This is a genomic window from Sphingobium sp. JS3065 (assembly GCF_026427355.1).
Classification (GTDB): domain Bacteria; phylum Pseudomonadota; class Alphaproteobacteria; order Sphingomonadales; family Sphingomonadaceae; genus Sphingobium.
The window spans coordinates 1,190,428-1,206,643 of record NZ_CP102664.1 but is presented as its reverse complement, the minus strand read 5'-3'; the positions used below and the strand labels follow the sequence as shown (position 1 = coordinate 1,206,643).

Below are 16,216 nucleotides of genomic sequence, written 5' to 3'. Positions count from 1 at the left end.
GTTCGTCAGACCCCACCCAAAGCCAGATCGATCAAGGCCATGGTCGAAGGGTCGAAGCCCTTCGGCCCCTCCGCCTCGATGGACCTGGCGATTTCCTTGCCCAGTTCGACGCCGAACTGGTCGAAGGGGTTGATTCCCATCAGCACCGCATTGGCAAAGGTGCGATGCTCATAGAAGGCGATCAGCGCCCCCAGAACCTCCGGCGTCACATCGTCCAGCAGGATCGTGGTCGAAGGCCGGTTGCCCGGATAGGCCCGCGCCGGATCGGCGTCATTATCCTTGCCCCGCATCAACGCCGCTCCCTGCGCGAAGCAGTTCACCAGCAACGCCCGATGATGCGCCGGATCGAGCGCATGGCCCGGCTCGATGGAGGCGATGAACTCCACCGGCGTCAGGATCGTGCCCTGATGCAGCAACTGGAACACCGCATGCTGCGCGTCCGTGCCGACGCCGCCCCAGGTGATCGCCGCCGTCGGCCCGTCGACCGGCTGGCCGTCGCGGGTCACGCTCTTGCCGTTGCTCTCCATCTCCAACTGCTGGAGATAGGATGGCAGCAGCCGCAACCGCTCGTCATAGGCGAACAGCGCCCGCGTCTGGCACCCGATCACCCGCGCATAATATTGATCCACAAAAGCCGCGATCAACGGCGCATTGGCCTTCGGCTCCGCCAGGCGGAAATGCCGGTCCATCGCCGCCGCACCTTCCAGCAGGCTCTCGAACGCATCCCAGCCCAGCGCCAGAGCCGCCGGAAACCCGATGGACGACCAGAGCGAATAGCGCCCGCCCACGCTCTCCGCGAAGGGCAGCACCCGCGTCTCATCCACGCCCCATTCGATCGCCTTTTCCGGCGAAGCGGTCAGCGCGATCACCCGGCCATAGGGGTCGTCCACCCCGGCCTCCACCATCCAGTTGATCGCGCTCGCCGCGTTCAGCATGGTTTCGGTGGTGGTGAAGGTCTTGGAAGCCACCGCGATCAGCGTCGCTTCCGGATCGAAGCGCGAAATCGCCCGCTCCAGCGCGGTGCCGTCGACATTCGACACGATGGCGACGTCATAACGCGCGCCGTCGCCCCCCAGCGCATCGATGATCAGGTCCGGCCCCAGCGCCGACCCGCCAATGCCGATATGCAATATGTGCCGGATCGGCCCCAGCGCCTCCCCCTCTATGGCGTCGATCAGCGCCCGCATCCGGGCATGGAACATCTTCGCCCGCGCCACGCTGTCGGCATTGCCCTCGCCCCGCTCGGCGGGATGTTCGGCGGCGCGGCCTTCGGTGTTGTTGACAGCCTCGCCCGCGAACAGCGCATCACGCTGCGCGGCAAAGCCCTTTTCCTCCGCCAGCTTCAAAAAGCCCTCCAGCAACGCATCGGTCAGATGCGTCTTCGACCAGTCGAAACGGATCGGCCCCTGCCTCAGCGTGAACCTGCTCAGCCGGTCGGGATAGGTGGTGAAGATGGATTTGAGATCGGCCTGGGGAAGAGCCGCGAGCGCTGCCAATGCAGGGCTGGACATTGAAGCATATCCTTTTGCTTTGCCGTTGATCGATGCCGATGCCGCACCTGTCGATTCCCGCCCATCCTAGCCCAGTCGTTCCGCCATTGCACCGTTGGGACAGAAAAATCAGGTTGCAGGCCGTCAGGGCTGACCGTCGGTACAGCCTAGCGCGCTTGACTGGGGCTTTACGAACCCGCAAAAGCCGCGACGGCCTGTTTTCAAGGCGGATCGAAGGAAAAGACGACCAAAGCATGAGCGCAAAATCCGAAACGCGGGATTTCCTCTGGTTTCTCGCAAAGCTGGCGGTGTTCGTCTTCGTCCTGCGCAGCTTCATCGTGTCGCCCTTCAACATTCCGTCGGAATCCATGCAGCCGCGCCTGCTGATCGGGGATTATCTGCTGGTGGCGAAATGGCCCTATGGCTATTCGCGCTATTCGCTGCCCTTCGGCATTCCGCTGATCCCCGGCCGCATCCTGGCCTCCACGCCCCAGCGCGGCGACGTGGTGGTGTTCAAGGCGCCGCCGAACCAGAAGAATGATTATATCAAGCGCGTCATTGGCCTGCCCGGCGACATGATCTCCGTACGCGGCGGCACGGTGTACCTGAACGGTCAGGCCGTTCCGAAGCAGAAGGTGGCGGACCTCATCATCCCCGTCACGCCGAATATGGAGGATGCGGCGGCCAGGGAAGGCAGCCCCTCCCCCTGCTATCGACCGAAGTTCGAAGAAGTCCTGGCCAGCGGCCGCCAGTGCCGTTACCCGCAATATCGCGAGACGCTTCCGGGCGGCAAAAGCTACAATGTCCTCGATCTGGTGCCGGACGGCGCGGCGGACGACCGCGACACGGTGGTCGTGCCCGAAGGGCATCTGTTCATGATGGGCGACAATCGCGACCGCAGCGCCGACAGCCGTTTCCCGGCGGTCGACGGCGGCGGCATCGGCCTGGTGCCGGAGGAAAATCTGGTCGGCAAGGCGATGATTTCCGTCTTCTCGACCGACGGCAGCGCCAACTGGCTGCTTCCCTGGACCTGGTTCACCGCCGCCCGCTGGAGCCGCATCGGGGAAGGCTTTTGAAATTGAATGCGCCCGGACCCGACACCGACAGCTGGCTGAAGGCCCTGATCGGCCGCGCGCCGAAAGACCGGGCCACCTTTACCCAGGCGCTGACCCACGGCAGCGCCAATGCGGTGAATTATGAGCGGCTGGAATTTCTGGGCGACCGCATTCTCGGCCTGCTGATAGCGGAATGGGTCTATGACCGCTTCCCGACCGAGCCGGAAGGCAAGCTTTCCCGCCGCTTCAACGCGCTGGTGTCAGGTGAGACCTGCGCCGAAGTCGCCCGCTCGGCGGAGGTGCCGGCACATCTCGTCCTGGGCAAGCAGGCCCGCGACGATGGCGCGACGGACAGCGACAATGTGCTGGGCGACGTCATGGAAGCGCTGATCGGCGCGCTGTATCTGGAGGGCGGCCTTGAAGAAACCCGCACCCTTGTCCGCCGTCTCTGGGCCGACCGCGTCGACACGCAGGCCAGCGCGCCCAAGCACCCCAAATCCGCGCTTCAGGAATGGGCCGCCGCCAACAAGCGCAAGCCGCCGGAATATGCGATGACGGATCGCTCCGGCCCGCACCACGCCCTGAAATTCACGGTAACGGTCAGCATCAAGGGCGCAGGGGACGCAAGCGCGACGGGCGGGTCGAAACAGGAAGCGGAAACGGCGGCGGCAAAAGCCTTACTGGACAAGCTCACCACCTAAAGCATCCACCCCTCCCCGTTCGCCCTGAGCCTGTCGAAGGGCACCCAAAATCGCCGCCCCATAAAACTGGTCTGGTCGCAGCAGTTCGGAACCCGTATGGAGGCGCTGGAAGCAGAGCGTCAAATCAAGGGCTGGAGCCGCGCCAAGAAACTCGCCCTCATCCGCGAGGATTGGACTTTGATCTCCACCTTGGCGCGCTCAAACCAGGAAAAGTAAAGCCCTTCGACAGGCTCGGGGCGAACGGAGTTATAGTTGACGGAAAATCCTGAATCCCAACACTGCGGCGTCGTCGCCATCGTCGGCGCCCCGAATGCGGGCAAATCCACGTTGGTCAACGCCCTTGTCGGTCAGAAGGTGGCGATCACCAGCCCCAAGGCGCAGACGACCCGCACCCGCGTCATGGGTGTGGCGATCGAGGGCGACACGCAGATGGTGCTGGTCGACACCCCCGGCATCTTCGCGCCCAAGCGCCGCCTGGACCGCGCCATGGTCCAGGCCGCATGGGGCGGCGCGCAGGGCGCCGACCTGATCGCGCTGGTCGTCGATGGGAAGGCGGGGCTGGGCGCCAAGATGGAACCCATCGTCAGCGCGCTGGCAGCCCGGCCCGAAAAGAAATGGCTGATCCTCAACAAGGTCGACATCGCCATCAAGGAAAAGCTGCTGGTCCACACCCAGCGGCTCTACGAACGGCTCGACATAGCGGAAACCTTCTTCGTGTCCGCCGCGACCGGCGACGGCCTGCCGGAACTCAAGACCGCCTTCGCCAAGGCCATGCCCGAAGGCCCCTGGCACTTCCCGGAGGATCAGGTCTCGGACGCCACCGACCGGATGCTGGCGGCGGAGATCACCCGCGAGCAGCTTTATCACCAGCTTCACGCCGAACTCCCCTATGCCGCCGCCGTCGACACGGAAAAATATAGCGAGCGGGAAGACGGCTCGGTCGAAATCCACCAGCAGATACTGGTCGGCCGCTCCAGCCAGCGCGCCATCGTGCTGGGCAAGGGCGGCCAGCGGCTCAAGGAAATCGGCTCGAAGGCCCGCGCCGAACTGGCCAGCCTGTTAGGGGTCAAGGTCCACCTCTACCTCCACGTCAAGGTGAAGGAGGATTGGGAGGACGACCGCTTCATCTACCGCGACATCGGCCTGGACTGGGTGGAATAGGCCACCCAGACACACACCGTTCTGGCTGATCACCCCCACCACCGTTCGGGCTGAGCGAAGTCGAAGCCCTCCACCGAGCTTGTCGAAGCGGCTTCGCTACGCTCAGGGCGAACGGTGGTTAGTGGTTACTCCGCCGCTACCTTCTTCTTCGCCGGCGCCTTTTTCGAAGCAGGCTTCTTAGCCCCAGCCTTCTTGGCGGGCGCCTTCTTCCCCTTCTTCGCCGGCGCCGCGGCAGCCCGCGCATCGATCAACTGCGCGGCCTCCTCCAGCGTCAAGGCATCCTGCTCGATAGTCTTGGGCAGCGTCGCATTGGTCGTGCCGTCGGTCACATAAGGCCCGTAGCGCCCCGCCATCAGCTTGATCTCCGCCTCGGTACGCGGATGCTTGCCCAGCACCTTGAGCGGCTCCCGCGAGGAAGCGCCACGCCCGCCCTTGTTCGCCGCGTCGGCCAGCTTGGCCACGGCGCTGTTCATCCCCACCTCGAAAATCTCCGCGGTGGAGGACAGCCGCCCATATTTGCCGTCATGCAGCAGATAAGGCCCGAACCGTCCGATATTCGCCACGATGGGCTTGCCGGTCTCCGGATGCAGGCCGATCTCACGCGGCAGGCTGAGCAGCTTCACCGCCCAATCCAGCGTCATTTCGCCATCGGGCAAATCCTTGGGAATGGAGCCGCGCTTGGCCTCCTTGCCCTCGCCCATCTCGATATAGGGTCCGAAACGCCCGGATTTCCTGACGATATCCTGTCCGGTTTCGGGATGCTTGCCCAGCACCTCCGGCCCCTTGTCCTCGGCACCATCCTTGCCGCCCGGCTGCCCGAACTTCCGCGTAAATTTGCATTCGGGATAGTTGGAACAGGCGATGAACGCGCCGAACCGCCCGCCCCGCAGCGACAATTGCCCATCGCCGCACATCGGGCAGGCACGGGGATTGGACCCGTCCGCCTTGGGCGGGAACAGCATCGGCTCCAGGAATTTGTCCAGTTCGGCGGTGATGTCGGAGGGTTTCTGCTCCATCACCTCGGCGGTCTTGGGCTTGAAGTCGCGCCAGAAGGCTTCCAGCACCGCCTGCCACTGGGCACGGCCGCCGGAAATATCGTCCAGCTCCTCCTCCAGCCCCGCCGTGAAGTCATAGGACACGTAACGTTCGAAGAAGCGCTCCAGGAAAGCCGTCACCAGCCGCCCGCTCTCCTCCGCGAAGAAGCGGTTCTTCTCGATCCGCACATAGTCGCGGTCCTTGAGCACCTGCAACGTCGAGGCATAGGTGGACGGACGCCCGATCCCCAATTCCTCCAGCTTCTTGACCAGGCTGGCTTCCGAATAGCGCGGCGGCGGCTGGGTGAAATGCTGCTCCGCCGTCACCTTCCTCTTGGCCGGGGCGTCGCCCTCCGCCATGCGCGGCAGCAGCTTGCTGTCATCGTCTTCCGTGTCGTCCCGGCCTTCTTCGTAAAGCGCCAGGAACCCCGGAAAAATCACCACCTGGCCGGTGGCCCGCAGCCCATGCTGGCCCGTCCCGTCCACCAGATCGATGGTTGTCCGCTCCAGCCGCGCCGAAGCCATCTGGCTCGCCAGCGCCCGCTTGAAGATCAGGTCGTAAAGCCGCGCATGATCGCCCGATCCCACCTTGTCCCGGTAAAATTCGGTCGGACGAATGGCCTCATGCGCTTCCTGCGCATTCTTGGCCTTGGTCTGATATTGACGCGGCTTTTCGGGCAGATAGCCCCCGTCATAACGCTCGGCTATCGCCTTGCGCGCGGCGGAAATGGCGCTGCCGTCCATCTGCACGCCGTCGGTACGCATATAGGTGATCGCGCCGTCCTCATAGAGCTGCTGCGCGATCCGCATCGTATGGCTGGCCGAAAAGCCCAGCTTGCGCGCAGCCTCCTGCTGGAGCGTCGAGGTCGTGAACGGCGGCGGAGGGTTGCGCGAAACCGGCTTGGTCTCGACCTTTTCGACGGTGAAGCGCCCGGCCTCCACGTCCGCCTTGGCGGCCATGGCGTCGCCTTCCCTGCCGATGGTCAGCCGTTCGATCTTCTCGCCGCGCCAGCGCACCAGCCGGGCGGTGAAACCCTGCCCGCCCTGCTCCATCTCGGCCGCGACGGACCAATATTCCTGCGGCACGAAGCTCTCTATCTCGCGCTCGCGCTCCACGACCAAGCGCAACGCCACGGACTGCACGCGCCCCGCCGACTTGGCGCCGGGCAGCTTGCGCCACAACACCGGCGACAGGGTGAAGCCCACCAGATAGTCCAGCGCCCGCCGCGCCCGATAGGCGTCGATCAGATCCTCGTCCAGCGCGCGGGGCTGGGCCATCGCCTCGGTCACCGCCTGCTTGGTGATCGCGTTGAAGGTCACGCGGTCGACCTTCGCGGGCAACGCCTTCTTGGCGCGCAGCACTTCCTGCACATGCCAACTGATCGCTTCCCCCTCGCGATCGGGGTCGGTCGCCAGGATCAGGCGCGTCGCCTTCCTGGCTTCGTCGGTAATGGCCTTGAGCTGCTTGCCCTTGTCGCCATAATTTTCCCACTGCATGGCAAAGCCCGCATCGGGGTCCACCGACCCGTCCTTGGCGGGCAGGTCACGGATATGTCCATAGCTGGCCAGCACATGGAAATCGCCACCCAGATATTTCTCGATGGTCTTCGCCTTGGCCGGCGATTCGACGATGACAAGCTGCATTCAAACCCCGGTTTTGAAATCTCTCACGTACACGCGCGAGTCTGAAAGCTGTTGCCGCCCCGCGTCAAGCTCCAGCGGTGTAGGCGCAGTCCACCGCTAAAACCAGTACGCAAGTTCATGAAATGCTGACCTTTCCGCCCGCATGCCGCTCCAGCCGCCCGGCCAGTTCCAGTTCCAGCAGCACCGTATGCACGATGGCGGGCGTCAGGGCCGACAGCCTTATCACTTCATCCACCGGCACCGCCGCCAAGCCAAGCAGATCGATCACCGCCACCCGTTCCTTCTCCGCCACATCGGACGAAGGCGGCTCCCCCGCGAAATCCAGACTGGCCTGCCGCACCATGCGCGTGTCGATGACGCCGACCGCCTCCATCACATCCGCCGCGCTCTGGATCAGCGTCGCGCCTTCCCGGATCAACTGGTTGCATCCCTGCGCCCGCGGATCGAGCGGGGATCCAGGCACGGCCATCACCTCACGCCCCGCCTCGCCCGCCAGACGCGCCGTGATCAGCGATCCGGATTTCGGCGCCGCCTCGACCACCACCGTGCCTTTGGCCAGCCCCGCGATGATCCGGTTGCGCGCCGGGAATTGCCGGGCCAGCGGCTGCGTTCCCGGCGGATGTTCCGTCACCAGCAACCCCTCATTCGCCACCTGTTCCTGCAAGTCGGCATTTTCCGGCGGAAAGGCGATGTCGATGCCGCAGGCGATGACGGCGATGGTGCCGCTGCCGACCGATCCCTGATGGGCCGCCGTGTCGATCCCCCGCGCCAGTCCGGACACCACGACGGCCCCCTGCTGCCCCAGGTCGCGCGCCAGCATCCGCGCAAAACGGCAGGCCGCCGCCGACGCATTGCGCGCCCCGACCAGCGCCACGCACTCCCGCCCCGCCAGCGCGACATCCCCGCGCACGATCAACGCCGGTGGAGCACCCTCCATCTGGTCCAGCAGAGCGGGATAATCCTTGTCCCCCATGATCAGATAGCGCGCACCGGCTGCGCGGCTGCGCGCTATCTCCTGCTCGACCGGTTTCGGGTCGATGATGCTGGCCTTCCCCCCGCCCCGCGCCGCCAGATCGGGCAGAGCCTGCAAAGCCTCCCCCGCCGATCCGAAGCGCGCCATCAACTGGCGGAACGTCACCGGCCCGATGCGCGGCGAGCGGATCAGGCGCAGGCGGTTGAACCGCTCCAACTCGCTCATTCGCCGGACGCGGCCTTCCTGGAGGAGCCGACCTTCGGCTCGGTCCCCTTGGCGAGCCGCGCGATATTCTCCCGATGCCGCCACAGCACGATCAGCGCGAGCGCCAACGCCACCGGCACCAGATCGAGCCGCCCGAAAAACCACATGGCGACAGGCGCGCTCACCGCCGCCGCCATCCCGCCCACGGACGACCATTTGGTCCCGAACAACGCGCCCAGCCAGACGACTGCGAAGACGATCCCGGCGGGCCAGTAGAGCGCCGTCGCCACGCCCATCATGGTCGCCACGCCCTTGCCCCCGGCAAAGCGCAGCCAGACCGGATAGCAATGGCCGATAAAGGCCATCGCGCCCGCCATCGGCCCGCCGCCGTCGACCAGCGCCGCGCCGACCAGCACGGCGGCCCCGCCCTTCAACAGATCGAGCAGCAGGGTCGCCGCCGCCAGCCCCTTGCGCCCGGTGCGCAACACATTGGTCGCGCCGATATTGCCCGACCCGATCTTGCGCAGGTCGCCCGCCCCGGTGAAGCGCGTCAGCAACAGCCCGAAGGGGATGGACCCCAGCAGATAACCCATCAGCAGGACGAACGCGGGAATTAGCCAGGGAGGAGTCATGATCTCGCCGTAATAGTTGCGGCGCGACCATAGCGTTCCCGGCGCACCGGGCAATGGCGAAGGTGACGAAGGACTGGTTGAATGTCGACCATGCCGTCATTCTTTACCCCTCTCCCTCCATATCCTTCTCCCTCGAGGGAGAAGGAATGTCTTGGATCAGCCAATCCCCCTCATCGCATCCCCCATGTTGACAGCCCGCCGCCATGCCGCAACATGTCGGGCATAATGACAGTCGCACCCCATGCCCCCTTGCTGTTCTTCGATTCCGGCGTCGGCGGGCTTTCCATCCTCGGTCCGGCGCGGGCGGCGCTGCCCAATGCGCCCATCGTCTATGCGGCGGACAGCGCGGGCTTCCCCTACGGCACGAAGAGCGAGGCGGAAATCGCCGCGCGCGTGCCTGCATTGCTGGGCCGCCTGGTGGAACGCTATCGCCCCCGCCTCGCGGTCATCGCCTGCAACACCGCTTCGACCATCGCTCTTTCGGCTGTCCGCGCCGCGCTGGACATACCGGTCGTCGGCACCGTGCCTGCGATCAAGTCGGCGGCGCTGCTCTCGCAAAGCCGGGTCTTCGGCGTCCTCGGCACGGACGCCACCGTGCGCCAGCCCTATGTGGACCGCCTCGCCGCCGAATTCGGTTCCGATTGCACCGTCCTGCGCCATGGCTCGGCGGCTCTCGTGCAACTGGCCGAAGCGAAGCTGCGCGGCGAACCGCTGGACCCCGCCATCGCGCGGGACGCCCTTTCCGGCCTGTTCGACCAGCCCGGCGGCGACCGGATGGACATGGTGGTCCTTGCCTGCACGCATTTCCCGCTGGTCGAGGCGGAGCTGGCCGCGGCGTCGCCCCGCCCCCTCCGATTCGTGCATGGCGGTGAAGGCATTGCGCGCCGCATCGCCTATCTTACCCAGGGACAGCCATGGCCCGCCGCTCCGCCCCCCGGAACCGCCGTCTTCACGCGGCTGGACGAGGGCGTCGAACCGCTTCGCCCGGCCCTGGAAAACTATGGTTTGCTAGGGATAGAGGGACTTTGAACGGGGTGGACCTTTGGTCCAATGGCAAGCCTTTCTATCATGGTGATAGGTAATTCTCCCTAAGGCTGCGAGCGGTTATCACTGGTAATAGGCCATCGCAGCAGGTAAATGCCCCTCAAAGAGGGGATGCGGGAACAGGGACTGGGCTTTTAAGTGAACTACAAGCACATTTTCACGCAGGCTATCGACCGGCTCCATAGCGAAGGTCGCTACCGGGTGTTCATCGACATCCTGCGCAACAAGGGCGCCTTTCCCAATGCCCGCTGCTTCCACGGCCACAACGGTCCGAAGCCGATCACCGTCTGGTGTTCCAACGACTATCTCGCCATGGGCCAGCATCCCAAGGTCGTCGCCGCCATGGAAGAGGCGCTGCACGATGTCGGCGCAGGCTCCGGCGGCACGCGCAACATCGGCGGCAACACCCATTATCATGTCGACCTGGAGGGCGAACTTGCCGATCTGCATGGCAAGGAAGCCGCGCTGCTCTTCACTTCGGGCTATGTCTCGAACGAAGCGACGCTGTCGACTTTGGCCAAGCTGCTGCCCGGCTGCATCATCTTCTCGGACGAGCTGAACCACGCTTCGATGATCGCGGGCATCCGCAATTCGGGCTGCGAAAAGCGCGTCTTCCGCCACAATGACGTGGACCATCTGCGCGAACTGCTCGCCGCCGAAGATCCCGAAGTGCCCAAGCTGATCGCCTTCGAAAGCGTCTATTCGATGGATGGCGACATCGCGCCCATCGCCGCGATCTGCGATCTGGCGGACGAATATAACGCGCTCACCTATCTGGACGAAGTCCATGCCGTCGGCATGTACGGCGACCATGGCGGCGGCATTTCCGAACGGGATGAGGTCGCCGATCGCCTGACCATCATCGAAGGCACGCTGGGCAAGGCCTTCGGCGTCATGGGCGGCTATATCGCCGCGGACCAGATGATCGTGGACGTGATCCGCAGCTATGCGCCGGGCTTCATCTTCACAACATCGCTGTCGCCGGTGCTGGTCGCGGGCGTGCTGGCCAGCGTTCGTCACCTCAAGCAATCGAGCGAGGAACGCGAAGGGCAGCAGGCGTCCGCCGCGACGCTCAAGCGCCTGATGGCCGAAGCCGGACTGCCGGTCATGCCTTCCGTGACGCACATCGTCCCGCTGATGGTGGGCGACCCGGTCAAGGCCAAGCGGATCAGCGACATATTGCTCGCGGAATATGGCGCCTATGTGCAGCCGATCAATTACCCCACCGTCCCCCGCGGCACGGAGCGCCTGCGCTTCACCCCCGGCCCGGCGCATAATGAAGAGATGATGCGCGAACTGGTCGATGCGCTGGTGGAGATATGGGACCGGCTGGAACTCAGGAAGGCGGCCTGAAACCGCGTGCTCCCGCGAAGGCGGGAGTCCAATCCCTAGACCCGGATCAATCCGCCTCTCACCGCATAGCCGCGATACAGGCTCCGGCTATGCGGAAAGCCGCCCATATCAGCCGCCAATCTCCCGATCGCCTGCCTGAGCTCGGCGCGCGGCGATACGTGAAAACGCTCCAGCCAGCCAAACAGAGCCTGTTTCCAGAAGGCGGGCAAATCGTCCTGCTGACCGAAGTCCACAACCTCCAGCTTGCCCCCATGCGCCACACAGCCCACCGCCTGCCGTAAAGCGCCTTCCCAATCCGGGATCATCGACAGCGCATAGCTGATGAACACCCGCTCGAAATCCATCCGCCCGAACAGCGCCCCCGCATCGAACGCGCAGGCGTCCCCCTGCGCCAGCATCACCCGATCGGCCATGCCCGCCTTCGCCACGGCCTTGCGCGCCGTCTCCAGCATCGCTTCGGAAATATCGACGCCGTAAAGCCGCGCCTCCGGCCAGGCCTTGCCCACGGCGATCAAATTCCGCCCGGTCCCGCAACCGATTTCCAGCACCGCTCCCCCACGCGGCGGGGCCAGGTCGGCGATCAACCCGTCCCGCCCCAACAGGTAGAATTTCCGCGACAGGTCGTAAATATGCCGCTGATGCCGATAGACGCTGTCCATCAACCCGCCATGACCGCCGCTCATCATGCGTCCTTCAACATATAGAGGTGCACGCCGCCATAAATGGCCGACCGGTCCCGCGCCGTATAATCCAGCGACTCTTCCGCCCGATAATCCCAGCGCGACAGCACCGCATCGTCGACCCGTCCGGGCAGGATGCTCGGCTCGCCCGCCGTGCGGAACAGCACCCTTGCCCCCGGCCGCGCCGTCCGCGTGATCTGCGCCCACAGCGCGTTCAACTGGGCATCGTCCATCCAGTCCTGCGCATCGAGCAATATGCAGCGGTCGACCGATCCCGCCTCCTGCGACGCCAGAAAATCGGTGAAGTTCACATGCCGGACATCCACCCGCCCGGCGCGATCGACCACCGCCCGATGGTTCGCCGCCTGCAAATAGGGCGGCAACGGCCCCTCGCCTCCGGCATAGCCGCGCCCAAAGGCCTGCACGGCGAAATAATTATCCTTGAGGTCGAAATCGCAGGCCAGCTTCTCCAGCCGCGCCTTCAACACACTGTCCATCCGCTCATCCCCGGCCAGCGCCTCATATTGCGCCGGCGGAATGCCCAGGCCAAAGAGCGAAGCGGGCTGGCTCGTCAGCCAGCGCGTGAAGGCGCTGTCGAACACCGGCGCCAGTTCCGCCTCGAAAATGGCGCGCTGCTCTTCCCGGCTCCCGGCGTCCAGCATCCGGCGCGGATTGACCCCATGCAACCGCGCCAGCAGATGCGCCGCGCCGATAAAGCGCCCCAGCAGCCCATGCCGGTAGATCCCCCGCGCAAAGCCCCCGATGCGCCGCCGCCCGATAAAATCGCGCCCTTCCCAATAGCGCCGCGTGGCGTCGTCCAGATGCGGCGCCACGAAATCCCGGTAGGCCGCCACATTCTCCCTGCAATCCGCCTTGGCGAAGAAACGATGGAATGCCTCATGATCCGGCAAGGCCCGCGCCGCCGCCAGTTTCAGCCGATTGAGCGCGATATGCGCGGTATTGAGGTCCACCGCCGTGATTTTCGCCGGATCGGCGGTCAGGTAACTCAGCACATTGCACCCGCCCGAAGCGATGGTGACGACATGGCTGTCTGGCGTGATCGCCAACGCCTCCATGTCGACAGCAGGGTCTTCCCAGATCTGCGCATAGACCAGCCCCCGGAACGCGAAGGTGAAGGCGCGCTCCAGCAATCCCTGCCTGGAAAGATGCCGATGCCGATGCACCGCGCGGGTAACGTTCCGATGAGCCATAGATGCCATAAACCGCGCCTCCTCGCTGCCGGGTCGTCCGGGCGCATAGGGCAGCGGCATGTCGCCCGCGTGACATGGAGGTTACGGCAATGTGAAGCCGCTTGCGGAACCAACCCGCTCCATCCACCTTCTTTCCCAGCAATGGCTCACTGGATCGAACCTCACCCCACCGGCATCTATGTCCGCCCCGCCAATGCCTGGATCGATCCGTCCGTCCCGCAGGAGCGCGCCCTGGTCACCCACGGCCATGCCGACCATGCCAGGGGCGGCCACGGCCATGTCTGGGCGACGGAGGAAACGCTCGCCATCATGGCCCTGCGCTATGGCACGGCGTCAGGCTCGGCGGTTCCCTATGGCGAGGAAATCCGCATGAACGGCGTCACGATCAGCTACGTCCCGGCGGGCCATGTCCTCGGCTCCGCCCAGATCGTCCTCAGCCACGCGGGCGAGCGCGTCGTCGTCACCGGCGACTATAAACGGCGCCCTGACCCCACCTGCAAGGCGTTCGAACCCGTCCCCTGCGACATCTTCGTCACCGAAGCGACCTTCGGCCTGCCGGTCTTCCGCCATCCCGACACCGGCAGCGAAGTCGACCGCCTGCTCACCGCCCTCCACGCCAATCCCGACCGCTGCGTCCTCGTCGGCGCCTACGCCCTCGGCAAGGCCCAACGCCTCATCTGCGAATTGCGGGCGAGAGGGCATCACGACCCCATATACATCCATGGCGCGCTGGAGAGGATGTGCGCGCTCTACCGGCAATTCGGCGTCGACCTGGGCGATCTCCGCCCCGCCACCGGCCTTCCCGCCAGGGAGATGCGGGGCCGCATCGTCATGGCGCCGCCTTCAGCGCTCAACGACCGCTGGAGCCGCCGCCTGCCCGATCCCATCACCGCCATGGCGTCGGGCTGGATGCGCGTCCGCCAGCGCGCCCGCCAACGCAATGTCGAACTGCCGCTGGTCATCTCCGACCATGCCGACTGGGACGAACTGACCGACACCATCCGCGAAGTCGCCCCGTCCGAGACATGGATCACCCATGGGCGGGAAGAAGCCCTGCTCCACTGGTGCATGACCCATCAGTTCCGCGCCCGCGCCCTGGCCCTGGTGGGCCGCGAAGACGAGGATGAGGGCTGATGCATCTTCAACCAACCCCACCTCCGTTCGGGCTGAGCCTGTCGAAGCCCTCCGCTGAGCTTGTCGAAGCGGCTTCGATCTCGTTCAGAGCGAACGGAAAAACCTGATGCGCGCCTTCTCCCAACTCCTCGACAGTCTGGTCTACACCCGTTCCCGCAACGGCAAGCTGGACCTTATCGCCAGCTATATGCGCAGCGCCCCCGACCCGGATCGGGGCTGGGCGCTGGCCGCCTTGACCGGCAATCTCGACCTGAAAGCCGTCAAGGCCTCCACCATAGCCGAAATGACCCGCGCCCGCGTCGATCCGGTGCTGTTCGAAATGAGCCGCGATTATGTCGGCGACCTTGCCGAAACCGTCGCCCTCCTCTGGCCGAAAGCCGAAGACCAGCCGCCGGAAATGGACGACGGTTCCCTCACCCTCTCCGCCATGGTCGACCGCCTCCACGCCACCAGCCGGGCCGCCGCCCCCGCAACCCTGGCCCGGATGATGGATCATCTCGATGCGTCGGGCCGCTTCGCGCTGCTCAAGCTCGCCACCGGCGGCCTGCGCGTCGGCATCTCCGCCCGCCTTGCCAAGACCGGCTTCGCGCAGGCCTTCGGCCTCGATGTCGACGATGTGGAGGAATGCTGGCACGCCCTCACCCCGCCCTACGCCGCCCTCTTCGCCTGGGCGGAGGGCAAGGGCGATCGCCCCGACCCGGCCGGCACGCCCTTCTTCCGCCCCTTCATGCTCGCCCACCCGTTGGAGGCGGAAAGCGTCGACCTCGCCCATTATGCCGCCGAATGGAAATGGGACGGCATCCGCATCCAGATCGTCGGCACGCCCAACGAAACCCGCCTCTACAGCCGCGCCGGAGACGACATCACCGGCAGCTTCCCCGACATAGCGCAGGCCTTCCGCCACCATGCCGTCCTCGACGGCGAACTGCTCGTCAAAGGCGAGTTTCAGGGCGGCCAAAGCCACGGCGGCGGTGCGGCGAGCTTCAACGCCCTCCAGCAACGTCTTGGCCGAAAGGCGGTGACGGCGAAGATGATGGACGACTATCCCGCCTTCGTCCGCCTCTACGACATATTGCTCGACGCTGACGAAGACTTGCGCGCGCTGCCGTGGGAGCAACGCCGCACACGCCTTGAAACCACCATGGCCCTTCTTGATCCGCAGCGCTTCGACATTTCCGCCCTCATCGAAGCATCCGATTTCGAAACGCTCGCCGACATCCGCGCTGGCGCCCGCGACGCCGCCATAGAGGGCGTGATGCTCAAGCGCCGCGACAGCCCCTATGTCGCGGGACGCAAGGCCGCGCTCTGGTATAAATGGAAACGCGACCCGCTGACCGCCGACTGCGTGATGATGTACGCCCAGCGCGGCCACGGCAAACGCTCATCCTTCTATTCGGACTATACGTTCGGCTGCTGGACGGAGGAAGGCGAACTGCTGCCCGTGGGCAAGGCCTATAGCGGCTTCACCGACGAGGAACTGAAATGGCTGGACCGCTTCGTGCGGGGGAATACGGTCAACCGCTTCGGCCCGGTGCGCGAGGTGGAAAAGTCACTGGTGCTGGAGGTGGCGTTTGACAGCATCCACGAAAGCAAGCGGCATAAGTCGGGGCTGGCGATGCGCTTTCCCAGGATAGCCCGCATCCGAAGGGACAAGCCCGCGCATGAGGCGGATACGGTGGCGGGGTTGCGGCGGTTGATAAGCTGATGTCATCATGCAGCCCCGGCCAGAAGCAGACATTGATAAAATCGTCATCCCAGCGATAAAATCTCCGCCTCCCACCCAAACCGGACGTCTCCCCTCCTCCGCCGACAACAATCCCGGCTTCCTCGAACCTCTGACTTTGCGCTGTCACGCGCAGCCCCTATATGGGCGCTTTCGCGTCATCGGCGCGGTACAGCT

At 65.2% G+C, this 16,216-nt stretch carries 14 protein-coding genes; 8 read left to right on the top strand and 6 right to left on the bottom strand.

Features of this window, described 5'->3' with window-relative positions:
- Positions 1 to 5: 5 nt before the first annotated feature.
- A complete protein-coding gene (gene pgi, locus NUH86_RS05855; RefSeq protein ID WP_267251560.1) occupies positions 6 to 1,511 on the bottom strand; it encodes a glucose-6-phosphate isomerase in 1,506 nt (501 codons plus the stop codon).
- A 233-nt stretch (positions 1,512 to 1,744) separates the two neighbouring features.
- On the opposite strand from pgi, the gene lepB reads away from it, so the two are divergent.
- The 4 genes from lepB to era are packed head-to-tail and all read left to right on the top strand — an operon-like array spanning position 1,745 to position 4,407.
- Positions 1,745 to 2,566, top strand: a complete 822-nt coding sequence (gene lepB / locus NUH86_RS05850) for a signal peptidase I (protein WP_267251559.1) — start codon at positions 1,745 to 1,747, stop codon at positions 2,564 to 2,566.
- On the top strand, positions 2,563 to 3,246 hold the full coding sequence (rnc, locus tag NUH86_RS05845; RefSeq protein ID WP_267251558.1) for a ribonuclease III: 684 nt from the start codon (positions 2,563 to 2,565) through the stop codon (positions 3,244 to 3,246). Before lepB ends, rnc begins: the two co-directional genes overlap by 4 nt.
- Positions 3,247 to 3,249: 3 nt before the next feature.
- Positions 3,250 to 3,462, top strand: a complete 213-nt coding sequence (locus NUH86_RS24820; protein WP_416365363.1) for a GIY-YIG nuclease family protein — start codon at positions 3,250 to 3,252, stop codon at positions 3,460 to 3,462.
- Between the two features lie 36 nt (positions 3,463 to 3,498).
- Positions 3,499 to 4,407 (top strand): GTPase Era, encoded by a 909-nt coding sequence (gene era, locus NUH86_RS05840; protein ID WP_267251557.1) that lies wholly within the window; start codon positions 3,499 to 3,501, stop codon positions 4,405 to 4,407.
- Between the two features lie 125 nt (positions 4,408 to 4,532).
- Here era and topA read toward each other — a convergent pair whose 3' ends face one another.
- From topA to plsY, 3 genes are all read right to left on the bottom strand, one after another.
- Positions 4,533 to 7,085, bottom strand: a complete 2,553-nt coding sequence (gene topA, locus NUH86_RS05835) for a type I DNA topoisomerase (protein ID WP_267251556.1) — start codon at positions 7,083 to 7,085, stop codon at positions 4,533 to 4,535.
- A gap of 115 nt (positions 7,086 to 7,200) precedes the next feature.
- On the bottom strand, positions 7,201 to 8,283 hold the full coding sequence (gene dprA / locus NUH86_RS05830; protein ID WP_267251555.1) for a DNA-processing protein DprA: 1,083 nt from the start codon (positions 8,281 to 8,283) through the stop codon (positions 7,201 to 7,203).
- Positions 8,280 to 8,894, bottom strand: a complete 615-nt coding sequence (gene plsY / locus NUH86_RS05825) for a glycerol-3-phosphate 1-O-acyltransferase PlsY (RefSeq protein WP_267251554.1) — start codon at positions 8,892 to 8,894, stop codon at positions 8,280 to 8,282. Before plsY ends, dprA begins: the two co-directional genes overlap by 4 nt.
- Before the next feature lie 225 nt (positions 8,895 to 9,119).
- Here plsY and murI point away from each other — a divergent pair, with 225 nt between their 5' ends.
- The gene (gene murI / locus NUH86_RS05820) at positions 9,120 to 9,923 is read left to right on the top strand and encodes a glutamate racemase (RefSeq protein ID WP_267251553.1); all 804 of its coding nucleotides are present in this window, start codon (positions 9,120 to 9,122) and stop codon (positions 9,921 to 9,923) included.
- Between the two features lie 153 nt (positions 9,924 to 10,076).
- The gene (gene hemA / locus NUH86_RS05815) at positions 10,077 to 11,291 is read left to right on the top strand and encodes a 5-aminolevulinate synthase (RefSeq protein ID WP_267251551.1); all 1,215 of its coding nucleotides are present in this window, start codon (positions 10,077 to 10,079) and stop codon (positions 11,289 to 11,291) included.
- A 35-nt stretch (positions 11,292 to 11,326) separates the two neighbouring features.
- Here hemA and NUH86_RS05810 read toward each other — a convergent pair whose 3' ends face one another.
- Positions 11,327 to 11,974 carry a class I SAM-dependent methyltransferase gene (locus NUH86_RS05810; RefSeq protein ID WP_267252037.1) on the bottom strand — a complete coding sequence of 216 codons (648 nt, stop codon included), beginning with the start codon at positions 11,972 to 11,974 and terminating at the stop codon, positions 11,327 to 11,329.
- The gene (locus NUH86_RS05805) at positions 11,974 to 13,191 is read right to left on the bottom strand and encodes a DUF3419 family protein (protein ID WP_267251550.1); all 1,218 of its coding nucleotides are present in this window, start codon (positions 13,189 to 13,191) and stop codon (positions 11,974 to 11,976) included. Before NUH86_RS05805 ends, NUH86_RS05810 begins: the two co-directional genes overlap by 1 nt.
- A gap of 132 nt (positions 13,192 to 13,323) precedes the next feature.
- Between NUH86_RS05805 and NUH86_RS05800 the strand changes: the two genes are divergently transcribed.
- The gene (locus NUH86_RS05800; protein ID WP_267251549.1) at positions 13,324 to 14,316 is read left to right on the top strand and encodes a ligase-associated DNA damage response exonuclease; all 993 of its coding nucleotides are present in this window, start codon (positions 13,324 to 13,326) and stop codon (positions 14,314 to 14,316) included.
- A 106-nt stretch (positions 14,317 to 14,422) separates the two neighbouring features.
- Positions 14,423 to 16,021: a cisplatin damage response ATP-dependent DNA ligase gene (locus NUH86_RS05795; RefSeq protein ID WP_267251548.1), complete on the top strand. Its 1,599-nt coding sequence runs from the start codon at positions 14,423 to 14,425 to the stop codon at positions 16,019 to 16,021.
- Positions 16,022 to 16,216 lie beyond the last annotated feature (195 nt).